This window comes from Agrococcus sp. DT81.2, assembly GCF_049844935.1.
In the GTDB taxonomy this organism is placed as follows: domain Bacteria; phylum Actinomycetota; class Actinomycetes; order Actinomycetales; family Microbacteriaceae; genus Agrococcus.
On record NZ_JBNCLZ010000006.1, the window covers coordinates 40,138 to 59,939 of the forward strand.

Below are 19,802 nucleotides of genomic sequence, written 5' to 3' on the forward strand. Positions count from 1 at the left end.
CGCGCTACGCGCGAGCCGAGTGGAGGCGCGGCCTCGCCGGCGTGCCCGGGCGCTGCGCGTCGCCCGGTGGCGGCTTCTGCGGCACGAGGGGCCGCGACGGCGCGCGGTCGCCGCCCGCGAGCGAGCGCCCGGAGGCTCGCTCGTAGAGCGCGAGCACGCCCTCGTGCGCCTCGTCCACGTTGCCCCAGTAGCCGATGAGCCGCCGCAGCGCACGGTCGCGCTCAGGAGTGACGGCGCGGTAGTACGGCTCGCGGCGCGGCCCGAGCTGCACGAGCCGCACGATCGCGATGGGGTGCCCGTCGAGTGGGTGGAGCACGTCCCACTCGGCCGGGCGGAGGGTCATGCTGGCGACGGTACGGCCGCCCGCTGACGTGCCCACCGCATCTGCCGCATCCGCTCCGTTGCCGCGCCGCATCCGCCGCATCCGCCCGCATCCGCCCCGCTGCCCGCCACCCCTCGTGTTCCGGGACCCCTTCCACCGTTCGGGACCCGGTGCACCAGGTCCCGAACGGTGGAAGGGGTCCCGAACAGCGCGGCGCCTCCTTCGGCGCGGGTCCCCCGCCGCAAGGCCGCGACACACCGCCCCGGTACCATCGGAGGCGGTGCAGTCGCACCGCAACCCCCACCAGAGAGCGAGCGCATGAGCATCACCGCTGCGGCCGGACCGAGGCCCGCGAAGGCCACCGACGGAACGGCGTGGGACGCGCAGGTGCTCGAGGGCCAGTCGCGAGCGCACTACATGCAGTCGGATGCGTGGGCCCGCACCCGTGAGGACAGCCCGTGGCGCGCGCTCCGCGACGTGGTGACCGTGCCGGTCGAGGGCGGCGGGGAGCGGCAGCTGCCGATCCAGCTGTTCGAGCGCACAGCGCCGCTCGCCGGACGCATCCTCTTCCTGCCGCGCGTGAGCGGCATCACGCCCGAAGCGGTCGACGCGATCACCGCGCGCGCGAAGGCCTACCCGAAGCGCTGGTTCGGGCTGAAGATGGAGACGTTCGAGACCGAGGACCCGGCGCTCATCGCCGCCTTCGAGTGCAACGGCTGGGTGCCGGCCGCGTCGAGCCAGTACCAGCACGCCGTCGCCGTCGACCTCTCCGGCACGCTCGACGAGGTCGCCGCCCGCTTCAAGAAGCGGGCCCGCAACTCCTACCGCGCCGCCGAGAACAAGTTCGGCGTCACGGTCAGCAAGGTGCCGATGACGCCCGAGAACGAGGCCGAGATGCACCGCCTCATCGGCGAGACGAAGGAGCGCTCGGGCGGCTACTTCCGGCACCCCGAGTACTTCCAGCGCATCTGGGACGTCTACAAGACGGTCGGCCAGGGCCAGTTCTACGTCGCGCACTACGAGGGCGAGGTGCAGTCGATGGCCTTCGTCATCCGCTTCGGCGACACCGCCTGGTACAAGGACGCCGGCAGCATCCGCGAGAACGCGAAGATCTTCGCGCCCTACCTGATGCAGTGGAAGATCATGCAGGACCTGCACGCCGAGGGCGTCACCCTCTACGAGCTCGCGAACATCCCCGACCCGGCGGAGTGGGAGACGAGCGACATCCGCGGCCTCTACACCTTCAAGACGGCGTGGGCGCCCGAGCCGGTCAAGTACATGCCGACGTTCGAGCTGCCCCTGAGCGGCCGCTACGCGCTCTGGCAGAAGGCGGGCCGCTGGCTGCGCGCCATCTACACCCGCCGCACCGGCGACGCCTGGTTCTGAGCCGCGCTCGCTGAAACATGTGCGGCTGAGCGCTCACCCGACTGGATAGTCCGGTCGGGTCCCCGGTCCGGCGCACACGTTTTGGAGTCGAGCCCCCGGATGCGCTGGATTTCCCGCGACTGCGGGGCGGCACCCCGGCGCTCCGCCCGTGCGTGGCTATCGTGACGGTGTGCGTGAAGACGAGATCGAGAACCAGGGTGCCGGACCCGTCGACGCAGCGGCGCACGAGGGGGTCGAGCTCGTCGAGCCGTCGACCCCGAGCGCTGCCCAGCACGACGACGACTTCGCCGGCGAGCCGGTGTTCGAGCAGGCGGAGCCGGCCCCCGAGCCCGCTGCGGCGGCCGCTTCGGCCGGCCCCGACCGCTCCGTGACCGAGCCGCGGCCGCAGGCCCAGCCCGACCGCCCGCGCTCGCGGCGCGAGGGGGAGTGGCAGGCGTGGGCGGATGCGCTCCGTCGCGTCGGCGGCCGGAGCCCGCTGACCGACTTCATCGACACCACCGCGACGCGCATCGAGCTGTCGACGACGCATCCCGGCGGCCTCGCCCAGTTCATCACCGGGCGCCCGACGGCGCTGTCGAGCCTCATCCGCGACGACCTGGCCCTGCGCGCCGCGCGCGCCGCCGCCTCCGCGATCGCGTCGAAGGGCATCGAGCTCGCCGCCGCCCGCTCCATCGACGCCGTGCACCTCGGCATCGGCATGGTGCGCTTCCCGCACACCACCGCCGACGGCCAGTACCGCGAGATCTTCGGGCCGGTGCTGCTGCGCCCGCTCATGGTGCGCCGCCGCGGCCGCGACTTCGAGCTCGAGCTGCTCGGCCGCCCCTTCGTCAACCCGCGCCTCGCGAGCATCCTGCGCGACCACCACGGCGTGCAGCTCGACGAGCGGCAGCTCATCGAGCTCGCCTCCGGGGAGGGCACGTTCACCCCGAACCCGGTGCTGGATGCGGTGCGCCAGGCGGCCGCGCACGTGCCGGGGTTCTCGGTCGAGGCGCGCCTCGTCGCATCGACCTTCGCCGACGTCGGCGAGCCGATGGTCGCCGACCTCCAGCAGCAGCCCCACGACGTGCTCGACGCGGTCCGCGGCGACGAGCAGGCCGCGTGGCGGGTGCGCGAGGGGCGCGCCGGCATCGACGAGACGCCGCAGGACCAGCGCGACCCCGAGGTCGACCGGCTCGTGCTCGACGCCGACGGCGAGCAGGACGCGGTGATCGCCGAGGCGGCCGCCGGCAACTCGATCGTCGTCGAGGCGCTGCCCGGCACGGGCCTCACGCAGACGATCGTCAACCTGGTCGGCGCGCTCGTCGGCGACGACCGCCGCGTGCTCGTCGTCAGCCCGCGCCGCGCCACGCTCCGCGACATCGCCGACCGCTTCGCCGCCACCAAGCTCGAGGCGCTCGCCGTCTCGGAGGCGACGCTGCGCCGCGACCTCATCGCCGCGATCCGCCGCTTCGAGCAGAGCCCTCGCCCCGAGACGGCCGAGATCGACGAGGCGATGCTGCGCCTGCGCAAGGTGCTGCTCGACTACCGCGTGGCGCTGCAGCGCGTCGACCCGCAACTGCAGGTCTCCGTGCTCGACGCGCTCAAGGAGCTCTCGCGGCTCGCGATGCTGCCGACCCCGCCCTCGACGCGGGCGCGGCTCAGCGAGCGCGCCACCCGCGAGCTCGCCACCGACCGACCCCGCGTCGCCGCGACGATGCGGAAGGCCGCCGATCTCGGGCAGTTCCGCTACGGGCCCAGCGACACCCCTTGGTACGGGGCGGTCTTCGCCAACGCCGGCGCCGCATCCGCCGCCTACGCCGACGCGCAGGCGCTCGCCGGCCAGGGCGTGCAGGGCGGCGACCTCGCCGAGCTGCTCGCGCACGCGAAGAAGGTCGTCGGCGACACGAAGCTGCGCCCGGCCGCGACGCTCGGCGAGCTCGGCATCCAGGTGGCGCTGCTCTCCGACGTGATGGCGACGCTGGACGTCATGACGCCGTCGATCTACGACCGCCCGCTCGGCGAGCTCATCACCGCGACCGGCCCGCGCCGGGAGGCCGTGCAGGCGCTCGGCGGCATGCAGCGCCGCCGCCTCAAGAAGCTCGCGGAGGAGTACGTGCGCCCCGGCGCGCACGTGCCCGACCTGCACGACGTGCTCGTCGCCGCCCAGCAGCAGCGGCGCCTGTGGGCGAAGTTCGCGCCTGACGGCTCGATCCCGTCCGTGCCTGCCGGGCTCGCGGCCCTCGACGCGCGCCTCAGCGACATCCTCGCGCGGCTCGGGCGGCTCGACGCCGCCCTGGCACCGGCGGTGCCGAGCGTCGAGCTGTCGTTCGAGGCGCTCGAGGAGCGCATCGCCGCGCTCGCCGCACCGAGCGACGCGCTGCAGAACATCCAGGAGCGCGCGGAGCTCATGGCGTCGATCGAGCGCCTCGGCCTCGACGCGCTGCTCGCCGACTTCGCCGACCGGCACGTCGCCGACGACCAGATCGAGCACGAGCTCGACCTCGCGTGGTGGCAGTCGGCCCTGCAGGCGATGCTCGGCAAGGAGCGGGCGCTGCTGCGCGGCAACACCGACGTGCTGCGCCGCCTCGAGCAGGACTTCGCGCTCGTCGACGAGGCGCACGTCGACGCCTCGAGCGCGCGCCTCGCGCACCAGCTGGCGCAGCAGTGGCGGCTGGCGATCGACGACCACCCGAACGAGGCGGATGCGCTGAGGGCGCTCATCAAGGCCGGTCCCGTCGACGCCGGTGAGCTGCAGCACGCCGCACCGCACCTGACCCGATCGCTCGCCCCCGTGTGGCTCGCTTCGCCGTACGACCTGCACCGGGTGCCGAAGCGCATCCCCTTCGACGCCGTCGTGATCGCCGACGCCGGCGCCATCACGATCGCCGAGGCCGCAGGCGCCATCAGCCGCGCCCGGCAGGTGATCGCGCTCGGCGACTCGGTGACGCAGACGCCGTCGCCGTTCGACGTGGGCATCTCGACGCTCGGCGTGCGCCCCACCGAGCAGCTGGCGAGCCCCGACGAGCTGCACGCCGAGTCGGCGCTCTCTCGGCTCGGGCAGGTGCTGCCGACGCGCCGCCTCACGCGCTCGTACCGCACCGGCGGTGCCGACCTCGTGAGCGCCGTCAACGACCGCTTCTACGAGGGTCGCATCGAGGCGCTGCCGTGGGCCGGCGCCTACCTGGGCCACGCGTCGCTGACCACCTCGATCGTGCACGACGCGCACGGCCTGCCCGAGCAGGGTGCCGCGACGATCGAGAGCCCCGACGCCGAGGTCGAGCGGGTCGTGCAGCTCGTCGCGCAGCACGCGCGCTCGCGGCCGCAGGAGTCGCTCATGGTCGTGACCGCGAACGAGAAGCACGAGGTGCGGCTGCAGCAGGCCGTCATGGCGGCGCTCGGCGCGGGCGGGCCGCTCACCGACTTCGTCGTCGCGGACCGCGAGGAGCCGTTCGTCATCGTCGACATCACGCACGCGAGCGCGCTGAGCCGCGACCGCGTCATCTTCTCGGTCGGCTACGGCCACACGAAGCACGGCCGCAACGTCGACTTCGGCACGCTCGGCCAGCCCGGCGGTGAGCGGATGCTCGCGGTCGCCATGACGCGCGCGCGGAAGGCGATGCAGATCGTCACCGCGTTCGACGCGGCCGAGCTCGACCCCGAGAAGCTCGAGCACGGGGCCGCGCTGCTGCGCGAGATCCTGCTCGACATCGCCGCGGGGGAGCAGCCGAAGGCGTTCTACGGCGGCGACCCGCTCATGATCGACCTCGCGACGCGGCTGCGCCGCCGCGGTCTGCGCGCCGACGTCTCGTACGACGGCCAGCTGCCGCTCGTGGTCGCCAACGGCGGCATCTGCGCGGCGATCGAGGCCGACCACGACGACGGCGACCGCACGCTGCGCGAGGCGCTGCGCCTGCGGCCCGAGGTGCTGCGGCGCTTCGGCTGGCACACGATGCGGGTGCACGCGTTCGAGCTGTTCACCGACCCCGAGGGCGTCGCCGACCGCATCGCCGAGCTCGTCGGCGCGGATGCGTCGCAGTGACGCCCGACGAGACGGGTCCGGTCGAGGCTGACGGTCCGGTCGAGGCCGAAGAGCCGGCGCCGCTGGTGATCAAGCGCCGCGGCCGCCGGGTCTCGACCGAGCCTGCGCCGGGCTACACGGGCGAGCCGCCGCAGGAGCCGCAGCAGTCGAGCGAGAACGATGACCGGCTGCGGCAGGACGTCCCGCCCCACTGGGGCTGAGGCATCCCCCACCTCAAGGGCCCGCATCACGGCGAGCGGTGCAATGGCCGCGCAAGGCCCAGATCTCCTCTGCTCGTGCACGACGGCCGGCATCGCCGCCGCTCGTGACGGGCGGCGGGGCCGGCGGAGGAGGCGAGCCGCCACCTCCGCCGGCCGCCAGGGTCAGGCCCGCGGGCTCGTGCCCGAGGCAGTTGTACCCGGCGCCTGCGCCCGCAGCAGGTCGCGGATGTCGTGCAGGATGTCGACGTCGGTCTCCGCCGGCTCGTCGGGCAGGATGCCCTTGCGACGGTCGTTGCGCTCCTTCAGCTTCGCCATCGGGAAGATGAGCGCGAAGTAGACGACCGCCGCGACGATGATGAAGTTGATCACGGCCGCGATCAGCAGGCCGATCTTGAACGGGCCCGCGGTGGCGCCGGCGAGGTCGTCGGCGTCGAATGCCATTGCGATGAGCGGATCGATGATCGCTTCGGTGAACGCGCCGATGATCGCTGCGAAGGCGGTGCCGATGACGACGGCGACCGCGAGCTCGATCACGTTGCCCTGCATCAGGAACTTCTTGAAGCCCTCCATGGGGTCCTCCTCGAGTGTGCTGGTTCCCAGGGACTGGGCGGTCCGGTCAGTCGGCCGAGCCGCCTCCGCTGCTGGATGCTGCGGAGGTCTTGGAGGCGGCCGGCTTGGCGGCCGACGTCTCGGCCGGCTTCGCTCCGGCGGGCCGCGAGTCGGTGCGGTAGAAGCCCGGGCCGTTGAAGGTGACGCCGATCGAGCCGTACTGCTTGCGCAGCGCGCCCTGGCAGCGCTCGCACACGGTCAGCGACGGCTCGTCGAAGCCCTGCTTCGCCTCGAATGCGTGTCCGCAGGCGGTGCAGGCGTAGGCGTAGACGGGCATGGTCAGCTCCTCGATGTGGTGTGGATCCCGGACGGCGTCACGACGCCGTCGACAGGCTGGTCGTACGCCGCGTGCGGCACGCTGTCGAACAGCTCGTCGTCATGGACCACGGCATACACCGGAGGACATTCTGCCATTGCGGCGATGGTCTTGTCGAAGAATCCGCGCCCGCCGCCGAGCCGCGAGCCGTCCCGGCCGGCCGCCGTCGCCGGGATGAGCATGAGGTCGACCTCGTCGAGCACGGTCGGCGGCAGCGCCTCGGTCGTCGGCTGCGGCACGCCGAGCGTCGCCTCGACCGTCTCGGTGCCGTCGTGCTGCGCCCAGTCGAGCAAGCCGTCCGGGCGGATGACCGGCAGCAGCACGCGGATGCCCGCACCATCGGCCCAGCGCAGGAACGCCCTCGTGTCGGGCTCGTCGGGCAGCGACAGGTAGGCCGAGATCGTGCGGGCGCCGAGCGACTCGGTCAGCCGCTGCAGGTTCGCGGTGAGGGATGCGCTGCGCTCGGGCGCATCCGCCCCTCGCGCCGCGCGCTGGGTGCGCAGGCGGCGGCGCAGGGCCCGCTTCGCGTCTTCGAACGCCGACTCGTCATCGCTCACGCCTTCGACCGTAGTGCGTGTCGATCAGGGCCCGGACTCCTCGGCGCTCCGAAAGATGTGCAGCAGCGCGCGGGATCGGCTGGACTATCCAGCCGGCGCCCGGGGCGGCTGCACATCTTTCGGTCTCCCGACCGCGGGAATCCCGTACCGGGGCAGCCGTTGGACCCAGTGGGCGCTGGTGCGCCCGGAACAGGACGGGATCGCGATGGATTACGGCCACGAGCTCGAGTTCGGCGTCTTCATCACGCCGACGAACCGGCCGCCCGAGCAGCCCGTGCGGCTCGCGCAGCTGGCCGAGCAGGAGGGTTTCGACCTCGCGACCTTCCAGGATCACCCCTACCAGCCGGCATTCCACGACACATGGACGCTCATGAGCTGGATCGCGGCCTCGACCGCGCGCATCCGCATCGCGCCGAACGTGCTCAACGTGCCGCTGCGCCAGCCCGCGGTCGTGGCGCGGAGCGCCGCGAGCCTCGACCTGCTCTCGGGCGGCCGCTTCGAGCTGGGCCTCGGCTCCGGCGGCTTCTGGGACGCGATCGCGGCGATGGGCGGCGAGCGACTCACGCCCGGGCAGGGCGTGGACGCGCTCGCCGAGGCGATCGCGATCATCCGCGGAATCTGGAACACGAGCGAGCGCGGCGGCCTGCGCGTCGACGGGGAGCACCATCGCGTCGCGGGCGCGAAGCGGGGGCCGCGCCCCACGCATCCGATCCCGCTCCACATCGGCGCGTACAAGCCGCGCATGCTGCGCCTCACCGGCCGGCTCGGCGACGGCTGGCTGCCCTCGCTCGGCTACATGCAGCCCGGCGACCTCGGCCGCGGCAACCAGACGATCGACGAGGCCGCCGCTCGCGCCGGCCGCGACCCGCGCGAGATCCGCCGCCTGCTCAACATCGGCGGTGCGATCGCCGAGCGCTCGACCGGCAGGCTGCAGGGTCCGCCCGACCAGTGGGTGGAGGAGCTCGTCGACCTCGCGCTGACCGAGGGCGTGGGCACCTTCATCCTCGCCGCCGACGAGCCGACGCTCATGCAGCGGTTCATGGCCGAGGTGGCGCCGGCGGTGCGCGAGCAGGTCGAGGCGGAGCGCGCCGAGCGCGGCACCGACACGTCGCCCGCCGTCCCGACCGCGGCGCTCGCGAAGCGCGTGGAGGGGCTCGACTACGACGCCATCCCCGCGAGCCTCAAGGCGACCGCGGTCGAGCCCGGCTCGTGGCAGTACCCGGATGCGCAGCACACCTACCTGCGCGGCGGCGCGCCCGGCGTGGTGCTGCGTCCGACCAGCGCGGCGCAGGTGGCCGACGCGCTCGGCTACGCGCGCAGCCAGGGCGCCGCGCTGCTCGGACCGGGCGCGGGTCGCGTGCCGCTCAGCATCCGCTCGGCCGGCCACGGCATCTCGGGCCGCTCCACCAACCACGGCGGCATCGTGGTCGACGTGGGTGCGCTCAACCGCATCGACGTGGTGGATGCGCAGCGCCGCCTCGTGCGCATCGGCGCGGGAGCGACGTGGGGCGAAGTCGCGACCGCCCTCGACGAGCACGGCTGGGCGATCACCTCCGGCGACTACGGCGGCGTCGGCGTCGGCGGGCTCGCGACGGCCGGCGGCGTCGGCTTCCTCGGCCGCGAGCACGGGCTGACGATCGACCACATCGAGTCGATCGACGTCGTGCTCGCAGGCGGCGACCTCGTGCGCGCGAGCCGCGACGAGAATCCCGAGCTCTTCTGGGGCATGCGAGGCGCCGGCGCCAACCTCGGTGTGGCCGTCGCCTTCGAGATGATCGCGCAGCCGGTGGGGGAGATCGGCTTCGCGCAGCTCGCGTTCGACGCGAGCGACACCGCCGACTTCCTCGCCCGGTGGGGCGCGACGACCGAGGCGAGCGACCGAGCGGTGACGCCCTTCCTGCTGCTCGGGCGCGATCAGCCGGGTCGCTCCCGCATCGCGCAGGCGATGATCGCCGTCGACGCCGCCGACCCGGAGACGATCGTCGGCCACCTGCAGCCGTTCGCGATGGTCGCGCCGCTCGTGCAGCAGCAGGTCGTGCGCACGCGCTACGCGGGCGTCATCGACAACGCGCCCGGCGGCGCGCACCAGGGGCAGGGGGAGCCGACCACCCGCTCCGCGCTGCTGGGTTCGATCACGCCGGACGTCGCGACCGCGCTCGCCCGCTTCCTCGACGCGGGCACGCACTTCTTCTTCCAGATCCGCGCGATGGGCGGCGCGATCGCCGACGTCCCGGCGGATGCGACCGCGTTCGCCCACCGCGACGCGGGCTTCTCGGTCATCGCGTTCGGCATGGACCGCACGCGACTCGACGCCGCATGGGACACGCTCGTCGCGCCCCACGCATCCGGCCTCTACCTGTCGTTCGAGACGGATCAGCGGCCCGGCAGGCTCGAGGATGCGTTCCCGCCCGCGACGCTCGCCCGGCTGCGTGCGCTGAAGGCCGAGGTCGACCCGGAGAACCTCTTCCGCGACAACTTCAACGTCGTGGCGTGAGGGGTGGTTCGTCTCGATACGCGGCGCCTGCGGCGCTGCTACTCGACGAGCGGGGAAGGACGGAGCGCGGCCGCCCCCTCCGCTGATCGAGTAGCTGCTGGCGGAGCCGGCCGCGTATCGAGATCGGGTTACCGGCGGTGGTTCGTCTCGATAGCGGCGCCTGCGGCGCTGCTACTCGACGAGCGGGGGAGCGGGAGCGCACCGGGCGAAAGCCCGGCTCACCAGCTGCGCGCCTGCAGCCCTCGCACAGCACCGAACGCCGGATCGACCGTGACGAGCTCCAGCCCCTCGGCGAGTGCCTGCGCCGCCAGGAGACGGTCGAACGGGTCTCGATGGTCCCAATCGAGACGCCCGGCGGCGAGCGCGTGCTGCGCGGTGATCGGGAGCTGAGCCAGACCCGCAGCGAGCAGCTCCTCGTCCCACCGATCGAGCAGCCCGCTGGCATCGAGCTTGCCGATCCGATGCTTCGTGGCGATCTCGAACGCGCTCGCTGCCGAGACGAAGATGGTCTCGGCCTGCTCGACGAGCTCGGTGCGCAACGGCTCCGGCACGCGATCCGGGGAGCTCAGCAACCACAGCAGCACGTGGGTGTCGAGCATGCGCCTCACTCCCACTCGGCGAGCTCCTCGTCGGGCAGCTCGTCGTCGAAGTCGCCGGGCACGTCCATCGCGACTCGCCCGAATGCCCGGCGCAACGGTTGCACGGGCACCAGGCGCACGCGAGGCGTCCCGGCGTTCGCGATGACCACCTCTTCGCCTCGTTCGGCGCGTGCCACGAGCGCAGAGAGGTGCGTCTTCGCCTCGTGCATGTTGACCGTCGCCACGCGTCACCTCTCTGACCCCGACGAGGGTTAGTCTACCGAGCTAGCCAAGGCGGCGCCAGGGTCGCCGGCGCTCCTTGCCGACCTCCACGCGAGCGACGCGCCGCACGCGCGTCTAGGCTCAGACCGTGTTCGACTCTGCCCCGCGGCTCTCTCACGGAGCCATCACCGTGCGCGGCATCCGCCAGCGCGACGCGAAGGCGCTCGAGGCCGAGCTGCTCGCGAACCGCTCGTGGCTCGAGCGCTGGGAGGCGACCCTGCCGGGCACCCGCCCGAGCGGCCGCTTCGACACCCGCTCGTCGATCCGCTCGCTGCTCGACGCCGACCGCGACGGCACCGGCATGGCGTTCGCGATCGAGGTCGACGGCGAGTTCGCCGGCCAGCTCAACGTGGCCAACATCTCCGGCGGCGCGCTCGCCTCGTCGACGCTCGGCTACTGGATCGCGCAGCGCTTCGCCGGCCGCGGCGCGACCACCACCGCCGTCGCGCTCGTCACCGACCACCTGCTCGGCCAGGCCGGCCTGCACCGGGTCGAGGTGTGCATCCGCCCCGAGAACATCGCGAGCCTGCGCGTGGCCGAGAAGCTCGGCTTCCGCTACGAGGGCTGCCGCCGCCGCTACATCCACATCGACGGCGACTGGCGCGACCACCTCTGCTTCGCCATCGTGCGCGAGGAGCTCGCCGAGCCGATGCTCAACCGCTGGCTCGCCGGCCGCGTGCCTCCGTTCGACCGCTCGGTGTACCCGATGCAGGTCGGCGGCGACCCGCGCGCAGGCTCCCAGCGCTGACGCGAGCGGCACCGAAACGGCGCCGCGCGAGTCTTCCTCGGCGAGTCGCCGCGAACCGCCGCGCGACCTCCCGAGGTCGAGCGTGAGCCGCCACTACCGTGCAGGACATGCCAGAGTTCGCAGGTCTCGGGACGTCCCTCGTCCTCATCGTCGCCGTCGTCCTCTGGGTCGCCTACCTCGTGCCGGTGTGGACCCGGAAGCGCGAGTACCTCGCCACCGAGCGCAACGCGATCCGGCTGCAGCAGACGCTCCGCATCATGGCCGAGTCGGCCGAGTCGCCCGAGGAGGTGCGCATCGAGGCGGATGCCCGCACCATCGCCGTGCAGCAGAAGGCCGTCGCGAAGGAGGCCCGCCTCAAGCAGGCCATGGAGCACGCGAAGGCCGTCGCCCGCGCGCGCGAGCTCGACGAGCAGATCAAGGCGGTCGAGCGCGAGGTGCGCGCGGCCGTGAAGTCGACGGTGTCGCGCGCCCAGCGCCTGCGCCGCACCCGGCTCGCGTGCTTCGCGCTCGTGCTGATCGCGATCGGCGCGATGGTCGTCGGCGCGCTCGTGCCCGGCCTGCAGGTGCTGCTCGCGCTCGGCGCCGCGGTCGTCGTGCTCGGCGTCGTCGGGCTCGTCGCGGTGAACGCCTCTGCCTCGCGGATGCGTCAGGTCGCGTCGTCCGCACCGCAGGTGCGCACGCTCGTCGAGGCGCGGGAGGTCGCGGCGCAGGCGGTCGCCGCCGAGTCGCGGATGGCCGAGCAGGTCGTCGCCCGCCGGTCGGTCCGCGCCGAGGCATCCGGCACCGACATCTTCCGCACCGACGTGTTCCGCACCGGCGCGCTCGGCCGCACGGGCGAGGCGCCTCGCGCGTCGAGCGCAGAGGCCGCCGAGGAGACCCCCGAGTCGCGCGCCTGGTCGCCGCGGCCGGTGCCCGAGCAGCGCGCGCGGCCCGAGTACCGCCCCGGCGACGACCTGCTGCGCCGCGCGCGTGCACAGCTCGCGGAGGACCGCCGCGCCATCTCGGGCCCGATCGCCCGCGTCGCGGCGCTCGACGCGAGGTTCGACGAGATCGTCACCGGCGAGATCGCGACCGCCGTGGCTCCCGCCAAGGCCCCGGCGACGAGCGCCCCGGCGACCAGCGACCCCCGACTGGCGCCCACGCAGCCTGCCGTGCCCATCCGCGAGGTGCAGCTCGACGCCGCGACCCCCGTGCCGTCGGCCGACGCGCCGCGCGCCGACGCACCGCTCGAGACCGAGCAGGACGAGCACCGCGTGCGCCGCGAGCAGCCCGGACGTCGCGAGCAGGAGCGCCCTGCCGCAGCCGGCTCGCGCTTCGCGGCGATGGGACTCGTCGACGACGACCTCGAGCGCCTCGACGTGCACGAAGCGTTCCTCCGCCGCGTCGGCTGACCCGTCCCGATTTCGTCGCTCCCGCATCCGTCGGGTACGCTGTTCCGGTCCGGGCCCGTAGCGCAGTTGGTAGCGCGTCTCGTTCGCAATGAGAAGGTCGGGGGTTCGATTCCCCCCGGGTCCACAGATCGTCCAGGAAGCCCCGGCCATGCGCCGGGGCTTCCTGCTTGCCTGGCCCGCGCTGAGGCGCCGGAGGCAGTCCAGGTCATAACGCCCGCGTATCGATAACACTGTCCGCGTTTCTCCCCAGGCCGGCTCTGACGCCCCTACGGTGACCTCGTGGCACACATCCTGATCACCGCGATGCCGTTCGCGGGGCACGTCCGTCCGATGGCAGCGGTCGCTGCCGCACTGCTCGAGCGCGGGCACCGCGTGACCGCCTACACGGGGGCCAAGCACACCGACGCGTTCGCCGCGCTCGGGTGCGCGACCCTCCCATGGAGCGCGGCGAAGGACTTCGACGACGCCCGGCTCGTCGAGACCTTCCCCGCCACCGGTGCGCCCGGGATCCGCGGCCTGATCGCCAGCGTGCGCGACGTGTTCGTCGGCACCGCGCGCGGCCAGGTCGACGATCTGCTGGCCGCGCACGCGGCGACCCCGTTCGACGCGATCGTGGGCGACGTCATGAGCCTCGGCGCGGGTCTCCTCGCCGAGCTCACCGGGCTGCCGTGGGGCACCGTCTCGATCGTGCCCCTCTCGATGCCGAGCCGCGACCTCCCGCCCGGCGGCATCATCGCGACACCGGGGCGCGGCCGCCTCGGCCGGGCGCGCGACGCGCTCGCGCGCCGCGCGGTGCCCCTCTTCACGGCGCCGCTCGACCGCCCGCACCGCGCGCTGCGGGTCTCGCTCGGGCTGGAGCCCGGCAGGCGCTTCGACAGCGCGCTGTACTCGCCCACCCTCGTGATCGCGACCGGCTGCCCGTCGCTCGAGTTCCGGCGCAGCGACCTTCCCGCATCCGTCCGCTTCGTGGGCCGCCTTGCGCTGCCGCAGGCGCCCGAGCCGAAGCCGGCGTGGGTCGCGAGGCTCGAGGACGAAGGTCGACCCATCGTGTTCGTCACTCAGGGCACGCTCGACACCGACCCGACCGACCTGCTGGTGCCCGCGCTCGCGGGGCTGGCGAACGAGCCGGTGCGAGTCGTCGGCACGACCGCGGGCCGGGAGCTCGGCACGGCGCCACCGCCCAATGCGCGGCTGATCGATTTCGTCCCCTACCCGGCGATCGTGCCGAGCGCGGTCGTCGGCGTCACGAATGGCGGATGGGGTGGCGTGCTCGAGATGCTGTGGATGGGCGTTCCGCTGGTGGTCGCCGGCGGCACGATCGAGAAGCCGCAGGTCGCGGCTCGCGTCGCCTGGTGTGGCGCGGGCGTCGACATGCGCACCGGCCGGCCGAGCGCCGCGGAGCTGCGCGAGGCGGTGTGGAAGGTGCGGAGCGACCGCCGGTACAAGGAGCGCGCGCTCGAGATCGCGCAGGAGCTCGAGCACCTCGGGGGAGCGGCGCGCGCGGCCGCGCTGATCGAAGCGCTGCTGCTGCCCGCGCCGAGCGCCGAGGAGCCGTCGCCCGAGCCTCCGCAGGAGCCGCCCACCGATCAGTGGCCGCCCAAGCAGCCGCCGCCCGACGAGCTGCCGCCCGAGGAGCAGGACGTGATCGTCGCGCGCGGCCGCGACGGCGCGGATGCGGTCATGGCGCGCCTCCGAGTTGCTACCGCGGGGGACATTCAGCGAGGCATTCTCAAGATCGCCTGAAGCGCTGCCTATTTTGGCGCCGGAAGCGCGCCGCCACGCATAGCCTCCGAATATGTCGCTCCTCTGGCGGTCAGCGGCCGACGAACGGTACGCCGACCCGACCTTCCGGATCCTCGCGGTGTGCACCGGCAACATCTGCCGCTCGCCGCAGGTCGAGAAGCTGCTGCGCGCGCGGGTGCCGGCGGCGTTCGCCCGCGAGACGATCGACGCGCTGGGCATCACCAGCGCGGGAACCCACGCCCTCGAGGGCGACGCGATGGACCCGTACGCCGCCGACGAGGCCGCGCGGCTGGGCATCCACATCTCCGGCATGCACCGCGCCCGTCGACTGCACAAGCGGCAGCTCGAGCAGGCCGACCTCGTGCTCGGCGCCGAGCGGCGCCACCGCGACGAGGCGGCGAAGCTGCTGAAGCGACGCGGCACCATCGCGTTCACGGTCGTGGAGTTCACGCTGATCGTCGAGCACCTTGCGGCGAAGGATGACCGCCAAGTCGCACCGCTCGCTGACGACGGCTTCGCCGCGTTCATGCGGCGGGTCGTCCGTGCGGCGAACGACGCCCGCGCGGATGCGGCGCCCCGCGCCGCGATCACGCTCGACCTCTCCGACCCCCACCGGTACGGGCCGGAGGTCTACCGGCGCTCCGCTGACACCATCGACGACTACGTCACGCGACTGGCGGCCGGCCTCCGGTCGCTCGCGAACGGCTGACCCGGCCGGGCCCGCTCAGGCCTGCGGCACCACCGTCAGCACCCGGCGCACGAAGTCGTCGTACGCCTGCATGTAGGTGGTGAGGAACTCCTTCGTCGACTCGACGGTGACGTCGTCGTTGTCGTCGACGAGCCCGTCCTTCCATTGCACGTACGCCTCGACGTCGTTCATCAGCGGGGCGTTGCAGAACGACATGATCGCCTTGAGGTGCTGCTGCCCGACCGCGGTGCCGATGCCGCCGGGGGAGGTGCCGATGATGCCGACTGGCTTCCGCGAGAGCGCGTTCGTGCCGTACGGGCGCGACGCCCAGTCGATCGCGTTCTTGAGCGCCCCGGGAATCGAGCGGTTGTACTCGGGCGTGACGAAGAGGATGCCGTCGGCCTCGGTGATCGCCCGCTTGAGCTCGACCGCCTCCGGCGGGTAGTCGTCGTCGCGGTCACGGTCGTAGAGGTCGAGCGTGTCGATCTCGATGAAGGAGCACTGCAGGTCGTCGGGCGCGAGCTTGATGAGCGCCCGGGCGAGGTGCCGGTTGATCGACGAGGCCGCGATGCTGCCGCAGATCACGCCGATCGAGTACGGGGGTTCGTGGTGGTACGTCTCAGCCATGGCCCCAGCATGCACCAGCGGATGCGGGCCGTCGAGGGAGTGATGGCGAGCCGCCGAGGCTCAGCCATGCCTTAAGTCTGGCCGTGGAACCTGCGGGGGCGTGGTTCGCGACCCTAGGTTCGAGCCATGACGGCGAACCCGCAACGCCCTCGCCACGCGCGTGAGCGCGATGACGCCTTCCGCATCCTGATCGTGAGCACGGGCGACATCTGCCGGTCGCCGCTCGCCGTGCAGCTGTTCCTCGCCCGGCTGCCGGCCGCGTTCGCGCACCACGACACGACGGCGATCGAGGTGTCGAGCGCGGGCACGGTCGCGATCGACGGCCACACGATGGAGCCGGCCGCGGCCAGCGAGGCCACCCGGCTCGGCGTCGTGGATGCGCCTGAGCACCGGGCACGCCGACTGCAGTCCGAGCACATCGAGAGCGCCGACCTCGTGATCGCGATGACGCGAGAGCACCGCGCCGCGGTCGTCAAGGCCGTTCCCCGCGCTCGCCGCCGCGCGTTCACGCTCATCGAGCTGACCCGCACTCTCGAAGCGGTAGCGGGCGGCGGTGCACCGGTGCGGCCCGACGCGATCGGCGACGGGTCGCTGACGGAGTTCTTCCGCAGCGCCATCGACGCGGCGGAGGCGTGCCGCATCAGGCCACCGCGCAAGGGTCGCGAGCTCGACATCGAGGATCCGTACCGACGGAAGGCGGCCGTGTACCGACGGTCGGCGGATGCGGTCGCCCAGCACGTCGATCGCCTGCTGGCCGCCATGCAGTCGCTCGCCGACAGCGAGCCGGCGGATGTCAGCGGCACGCCTGCCTAGCTCGACGACCTAGGGGAGGAAGCGGTCGAGCAGCGACTCGTCCGTGCCGTCGCCGCCGCCGCCCGGATCCGACGGCGCGGGTTCGCCGGTGACCGGGGGAGCGGGCGTGGCCGGGGGCGCCGGGGCGGGCCGCTGCGGCCGGACCGGCGCGGGTGCCTGCTGCTGCGGCGCCGCAGGAGCCGGCTGCTGCGTCGGCTGCTGCGTCGGCTGCGCGGCGATCGCCGCCTGGCGGCCGAGCGATGCTTGCGCGTGCGCCGTGAGCGCGTCGAGCGCGTCGATCGTCTGCGCCGGCGCGGTCTGCGCGCGCAGCGGCTCGGCGGCCGTGGCGAGCGCCTGCTGGGTCGCCGCGAGCCTGTTGACGTTCACCACCGCATCGGCCGCGCGCAGCACGACCGCGCCGAAGTCGGTGACGGCCCGGTCGAGCTCCTCGAAGCGAGCGGTATCCGCCGCGGGGTCGTCGAGGGCAGCGACGCGCGCCTCGAGCTCCTCGACGGCCGCGGGCGTCACCTCGTCGGAGAACGGCGGAGTCGTGGGAGCGGGCTGCGCCAAGCACGCGGCCTGCACGTCGTCGACGCCCTCGTACGCGGCAGCGGCCGCGGCATCCTCGTCGGTCGTGAAGCCCGCGGCGAAGGCCTCGACGGTGGCGATGCGGCTCTCCTCGAAGGCGGAGCGGTCGACGCGTTCGATGATGAGGTACGCGTCGTCGACGACGGCTGCAGCGTCGAGCGACGCGACCATCCGCTGCTCGAGCCGCACCCCAGCGGCGGCGAGCGCGTCGACCTCGCACTCGGCCTGCAGCCGCTCGGCCTCCCACGCGTCGATCTCGCGGGCGGCGCTCGCGTACCGCAGCTGGAGCCCGGCCGTCGACGAGCTGGCAGCCTCCGCCGCGGCCTGGCGCTGGTCGGTCGCGATCATCACCGCGCTCACCGAGCCGGTCGCGAAGAGTGCGGCGGCGCCGAGGCCGAGGTATGCCCAGGGTCGACTGGCTTCAGACGGCATCGCCGGGCGCATCCTTCCGCGTTTCAGAGCATGGTCGCCAGCCAGGCTACCCGGCGCCGCCCGCGAGCACGCGCAGGCACGGGCCGCCCCGACCGACCGCCCGCCCGCGGGCGGGGGAGAGCGGTCACGCGGATGCCGCCTTGACGAGGCGAGCACTGACGTACTGCGTCGTTCCGGTCTCGAACCGCTCGAAGCTGGTGGTCCCTCGGAAGGCGGCGAACGGCTCGAACAACCGGTGGAACATCCGCGGGATCCACGCCTCCATCAGCGCCCGCCGACGGTCATCGTCGAGTTCGAGCGCTGCCCGGACGTTCGCGGTGATGTCGCGGCTCTCGAGCAGCTCGAGGGGCCCTTCGCCGAGCCGTCGCCGCAGCGCCGCCATCCCCGTCGCTGGACGAAAGTCGGCGAAGAGGAAGCTGCCGCCCGGGCGCAGCACGCGGTGCACCTCGGCCAGGAAGTCGTCCATCGAGCCGTAGCAGTGGGAGGACTCCACATTGACGACGACATCGAACGAGCGGTCGGCGAACGGCATGGCCAGCGCGTCGCCCTGCACGAAGCCGAGGCCGGGAGCGCGCCGGTGCCGACGGCACAGGGCGATGGAGCTGCGGGACAGGTCGAGTCCGGTCGTCGCGCGCGGTTCGCGGTAGCGGGCGATGAACGAGGTGCCGCCGCCGCGGCCGCACCCGACCTCCAGCACGTCGGCTCCGCGCAGCTCCATGTCGCCGATGACGTGGTCGTAGAGCTGGATGCAGAGCCGGTCGGGTTCGTCGGCGGGAGCGAGCACCGGGCCGTCAGTCTCTGGCGTCGTGGCGTAGCCGTAGTTCATGAAGGCCCACTCGGGCTTCCGGACCTTCACGGCGAGCACCTCGTACAGGGCCCGCCACGCCAGCTGGCGCACGCTCATGCCTCAGGCTAGCCCCGGTGGCGGCGCGGTCGTCAGCCCCGGTACCCGCGGGGGTTGCGCTGCTGCCAGCGCCACGCATCTGTCACCGCGTCGTCGAGCGTGCGCGTGGCCTGCCAGCCGAGCCGCTCGCGCGCCAGGGTCGGGTCGGCCGTCGAGACGGGCGCGTCGCCCTGCCGCCGCTCGACCACCTCGACGGGCAGCTCGCGGCCGACGACCCGCTCGAACGCGCGCAGCACGTCGAGCACCGAGCCGCCCACGCCGGTGCCGAGGTTGACGGTGAGCACGCCCGGCTCGAGCGCCTCAAGGGCGGCGACGTGGCCCTCGGCGAGATCCATCACGTGGATGTAGTCGCGCACGCCCGTGCCGTCGGCGGTGTCGTAGTCGTCGCCGAAGATGCGCAGCCGCTCGCGCTCGCCGGCCGCGACCTGCGCGATGAACGGCATGAGGTTGTTGGGGATGCCCTTCGGGTCCTCACCGATGTCGCCCGACTCGTGCGCGCCGACCGGGTTGAAGTAGCGCAGGACGGCGGCCTGCAGGCGGGGGTCGGCGGCGGATGCGTCGGCCACGATGGCCTCGATCATCGCCTTCGTGCGCCCGTAGGGGTTCGGCAGGTCGATGCCGACCGGGGCGTCCTCCCGCAGCAGCTCACCCGGCTGCTCGTAGACGGTTGCGGAGGAGGAGAAGACGAAGCGCTCGACGCCGTGCGCGGCCATCGCCTCGAGCGTCGCGATCGCGGACCCCAGGTTGACGCGGTAGTAGGCGAGCGGATTCGCGACCGACTCGCCGACCGCCTTCAGGCCGGCGAAGTGGATGACGGCGTCGATGCGGTGCTCGTCGAGCACGCGGCCGACGAGCTCGGCGTCGCTCGCGTCGCCGAGGATGAGCGGCATCTCGGCACCCGCGATGCGCGCGGCTCGCGTGACGGCCTCGTCGCTCGCGTTCGAGAGGTCGTCGAGGATGGCGACCTCGTGCCCGTGCGCGACGAGCGCGATCGCGGTGTGCGAGCCGATGAAGCCGGCGCCGCCGGTGAGCAGGACGCGCATGGTGTCTCCTTCAGGAGAGTTGGTCGGGAATCGGCTTTCAGGCTAGTGCGCAGCGAGTCGCCAAAAGGGGAGTGCTGGATAGTG

19 protein-coding genes and 1 tRNA gene are annotated in these 19,802 nt (G+C 73.2%); 10 read left to right on the top strand and 10 right to left on the bottom strand.

All coding sequences use genetic code 11. The features are described 5' to 3' along the window. Window positions 1-4: 4 nt before the first annotated feature. A complete protein-coding gene (locus ACLQ21_RS12070) occupies window positions 5-343 on the bottom strand; it encodes a hypothetical protein (protein ID WP_425663992.1) in 339 nt (112 codons plus the stop codon). A gap of 297 nt (window positions 344-640) precedes the next feature. Between ACLQ21_RS12070 and ACLQ21_RS12075 the strand changes: the two genes are divergently transcribed. From ACLQ21_RS12075 to ACLQ21_RS12085, 3 genes are all read left to right on the top strand, one after another. Continuing rightward, a complete protein-coding gene (locus tag ACLQ21_RS12075; protein WP_425663993.1) occupies window positions 641-1,708 on the top strand; it encodes a lipid II:glycine glycyltransferase FemX in 1,068 nt (355 codons plus the stop codon). A gap of 169 nt (window positions 1,709-1,877) precedes the next feature. Then, window positions 1,878-5,726 (top strand): AAA family ATPase, encoded by a 3,849-nt coding sequence (locus ACLQ21_RS12080; RefSeq protein ID WP_425663995.1) that lies wholly within the window; start codon window positions 1,878-1,880, stop codon window positions 5,724-5,726. Then, a complete protein-coding gene (locus ACLQ21_RS12085; protein WP_425663997.1) occupies window positions 5,723-5,926 on the top strand; it encodes a hypothetical protein in 204 nt (67 codons plus the stop codon). Before ACLQ21_RS12080 ends, ACLQ21_RS12085 begins: the two co-directional genes overlap by 4 nt. 162 nt (window positions 5,927-6,088) lie before the next feature. On the opposite strand, the gene mscL is transcribed toward ACLQ21_RS12085, so the two are convergent. Genes mscL through ACLQ21_RS12100 form a run of 3 tightly spaced genes read right to left on the bottom strand, consistent with a single transcriptional unit; the run spans window position 6,089 to window position 7,408 of the window. After that, on the bottom strand, window positions 6,089-6,496 hold the full coding sequence (gene mscL, locus ACLQ21_RS12090) for a large conductance mechanosensitive channel protein MscL (protein WP_425663999.1): 408 nt from the start codon (window positions 6,494-6,496) through the stop codon (window positions 6,089-6,091). A 46-nt stretch (window positions 6,497-6,542) separates the two neighbouring features. Next, complete coding sequence (locus ACLQ21_RS12095; protein WP_425664001.1) at window positions 6,543-6,812, bottom strand: FmdB family zinc ribbon protein; 270 nt, start codon at window positions 6,810-6,812, stop codon at window positions 6,543-6,545. A gap of 2 nt (window positions 6,813-6,814) precedes the next feature. Beyond that, window positions 6,815-7,408: a 5-formyltetrahydrofolate cyclo-ligase gene (locus ACLQ21_RS12100; RefSeq protein ID WP_425664002.1), complete on the bottom strand. Its 594-nt coding sequence runs from the start codon at window positions 7,406-7,408 to the stop codon at window positions 6,815-6,817. 205 nt (window positions 7,409-7,613) lie between these two features. Here ACLQ21_RS12100 and ACLQ21_RS12105 point away from each other — a divergent pair, with 205 nt between their 5' ends. Then, window positions 7,614-9,902 (top strand): LLM class flavin-dependent oxidoreductase, encoded by a 2,289-nt coding sequence (locus ACLQ21_RS12105; protein WP_425664003.1) that lies wholly within the window; start codon window positions 7,614-7,616, stop codon window positions 9,900-9,902. Window positions 9,903-10,120: 218 nt separating this feature from the next. Here the strand turns inward: ACLQ21_RS12105 and ACLQ21_RS12110 are convergent, their stop codons facing one another. Together ACLQ21_RS12110 and ACLQ21_RS12115 are read right to left on the bottom strand one after the other, a co-directional pair. Continuing rightward, window positions 10,121-10,501 (bottom strand): type II toxin-antitoxin system VapC family toxin, encoded by a 381-nt coding sequence (locus ACLQ21_RS12110; protein WP_425664005.1) that lies wholly within the window; start codon window positions 10,499-10,501, stop codon window positions 10,121-10,123. Window positions 10,502-10,506: 5 nt separating this feature from the next. Beyond that, entirely contained in the window at window positions 10,507-10,725 is a 219-nt protein-coding gene (locus tag ACLQ21_RS12115; protein WP_425664007.1) for a type II toxin-antitoxin system Phd/YefM family antitoxin, read from the bottom strand. 125 nt (window positions 10,726-10,850) lie between these two features. Here ACLQ21_RS12115 and ACLQ21_RS12120 point away from each other — a divergent pair, with 125 nt between their 5' ends. The 5 genes from ACLQ21_RS12120 (at window position 10,851) to ACLQ21_RS12140 (ending at window position 15,353) form a co-directional block, all read left to right on the top strand. Next, window positions 10,851-11,510, top strand: a complete 660-nt coding sequence (locus ACLQ21_RS12120; protein ID WP_425664008.1) for a GNAT family N-acetyltransferase — start codon at window positions 10,851-10,853, stop codon at window positions 11,508-11,510. Window positions 11,511-11,617: 107 nt separating this feature from the next. Next, window positions 11,618-12,901, top strand: coding sequence for a hypothetical protein (locus tag ACLQ21_RS12125; RefSeq protein ID WP_425664010.1), 1,284 nt, complete (start codon window positions 11,618-11,620; stop codon window positions 12,899-12,901). Window positions 12,902-12,952: 51 nt separating this feature from the next. Further along, window positions 12,953-13,025, top strand: a tRNA-Ala gene (locus ACLQ21_RS12130). 155 nt (window positions 13,026-13,180) lie between these two features. Then, complete coding sequence (locus tag ACLQ21_RS12135; RefSeq protein ID WP_425664012.1) at window positions 13,181-14,644, top strand: glycosyltransferase; 1,464 nt, start codon at window positions 13,181-13,183, stop codon at window positions 14,642-14,644. Between the two features lie 52 nt (window positions 14,645-14,696). Next, window positions 14,697-15,353: a hypothetical protein gene (locus tag ACLQ21_RS12140; RefSeq protein WP_425664014.1), complete on the top strand. Its 657-nt coding sequence runs from the start codon at window positions 14,697-14,699 to the stop codon at window positions 15,351-15,353. A gap of 15 nt (window positions 15,354-15,368) precedes the next feature. Here the strand turns inward: ACLQ21_RS12140 and ACLQ21_RS12145 are convergent, their stop codons facing one another. Further along, window positions 15,369-15,959, bottom strand: coding sequence for an NADPH-dependent FMN reductase (locus tag ACLQ21_RS12145; protein ID WP_425664016.1), 591 nt, complete (start codon window positions 15,957-15,959; stop codon window positions 15,369-15,371). 126 nt (window positions 15,960-16,085) lie between these two features. On the opposite strand from ACLQ21_RS12145, the gene ACLQ21_RS12150 reads away from it, so the two are divergent. Then, on the top strand, window positions 16,086-16,772 hold the full coding sequence (locus tag ACLQ21_RS12150; protein ID WP_425664018.1) for a low molecular weight phosphatase family protein: 687 nt from the start codon (window positions 16,086-16,088) through the stop codon (window positions 16,770-16,772). A 9-nt stretch (window positions 16,773-16,781) separates the two neighbouring features. Here the strand turns inward: ACLQ21_RS12150 and ACLQ21_RS12155 are convergent, their stop codons facing one another. The 3 genes from ACLQ21_RS12155 to galE form a co-directional block, all read right to left on the bottom strand. Continuing rightward, window positions 16,782-17,771: a hypothetical protein gene (locus ACLQ21_RS12155; RefSeq protein ID WP_425664019.1), complete on the bottom strand. Its 990-nt coding sequence runs from the start codon at window positions 17,769-17,771 to the stop codon at window positions 16,782-16,784. Window positions 17,772-17,895: 124 nt separating this feature from the next. Next, window positions 17,896-18,675 (bottom strand): class I SAM-dependent methyltransferase, encoded by a 780-nt coding sequence (locus ACLQ21_RS12160; RefSeq protein WP_425664021.1) that lies wholly within the window; start codon window positions 18,673-18,675, stop codon window positions 17,896-17,898. 32 nt (window positions 18,676-18,707) lie between these two features. Continuing rightward, window positions 18,708-19,718, bottom strand: coding sequence for a UDP-glucose 4-epimerase GalE (galE, locus tag ACLQ21_RS12165; RefSeq protein ID WP_425664023.1), 1,011 nt, complete (start codon window positions 19,716-19,718; stop codon window positions 18,708-18,710). Window positions 19,719-19,802 lie beyond the last annotated feature (84 nt).

Bases quoted from the DNA above. Each gene is read 5' to 3' on its own strand.
- ACLQ21_RS12145 (WP_425664016.1), bottom strand. From the start codon at position 15,959: ATGGCTGAGACGTACCACCACGAACCCCCGTACTCGATCGGCGTGATC.
- ACLQ21_RS12155 (WP_425664019.1), bottom strand. From the start codon at position 17,771: ATGCCGTCTGAAGCCAGTCGACCCTGGGCATACCTCGGCCTCGGCGCC.
- ACLQ21_RS12110 (WP_425664005.1), bottom strand. From the start codon at position 10,501: ATGCTCGACACCCACGTGCTGCTGTGGTTGCTGAGCTCCCCGGATCGC.
- ACLQ21_RS12105 (WP_425664003.1), top strand. From the start codon at position 7,614: ATGGATTACGGCCACGAGCTCGAGTTCGGCGTCTTCATCACGCCGACG.
- ACLQ21_RS12095 (WP_425664001.1), bottom strand. From the start codon at position 6,812: ATGCCCGTCTACGCCTACGCCTGCACCGCCTGCGGACACGCATTCGAG.
- galE (WP_425664023.1), bottom strand. From the start codon at position 19,718: ATGCGCGTCCTGCTCACCGGCGGCGCCGGCTTCATCGGCTCGCACACC.
- ACLQ21_RS12160 (WP_425664021.1), bottom strand. From the start codon at position 18,675: ATGAGCGTGCGCCAGCTGGCGTGGCGGGCCCTGTACGAGGTGCTCGCC.
- mscL (WP_425663999.1), bottom strand. From the start codon at position 6,496: ATGGAGGGCTTCAAGAAGTTCCTGATGCAGGGCAACGTGATCGAGCTC.
- ACLQ21_RS12140 (WP_425664014.1), top strand. From the start codon at position 14,697: ATGTCGCTCCTCTGGCGGTCAGCGGCCGACGAACGGTACGCCGACCCG.
- ACLQ21_RS12150 (WP_425664018.1), top strand. From the start codon at position 16,086: ATGACGGCGAACCCGCAACGCCCTCGCCACGCGCGTGAGCGCGATGAC.
- ACLQ21_RS12075 (WP_425663993.1), top strand. From the start codon at position 641: ATGAGCATCACCGCTGCGGCCGGACCGAGGCCCGCGAAGGCCACCGAC.
- ACLQ21_RS12070 (WP_425663992.1), bottom strand. From the start codon at position 343: ATGACCCTCCGCCCGGCCGAGTGGGACGTGCTCCACCCACTCGACGGG.
- ACLQ21_RS12125 (WP_425664010.1), top strand. From the start codon at position 11,618: ATGCCAGAGTTCGCAGGTCTCGGGACGTCCCTCGTCCTCATCGTCGCC.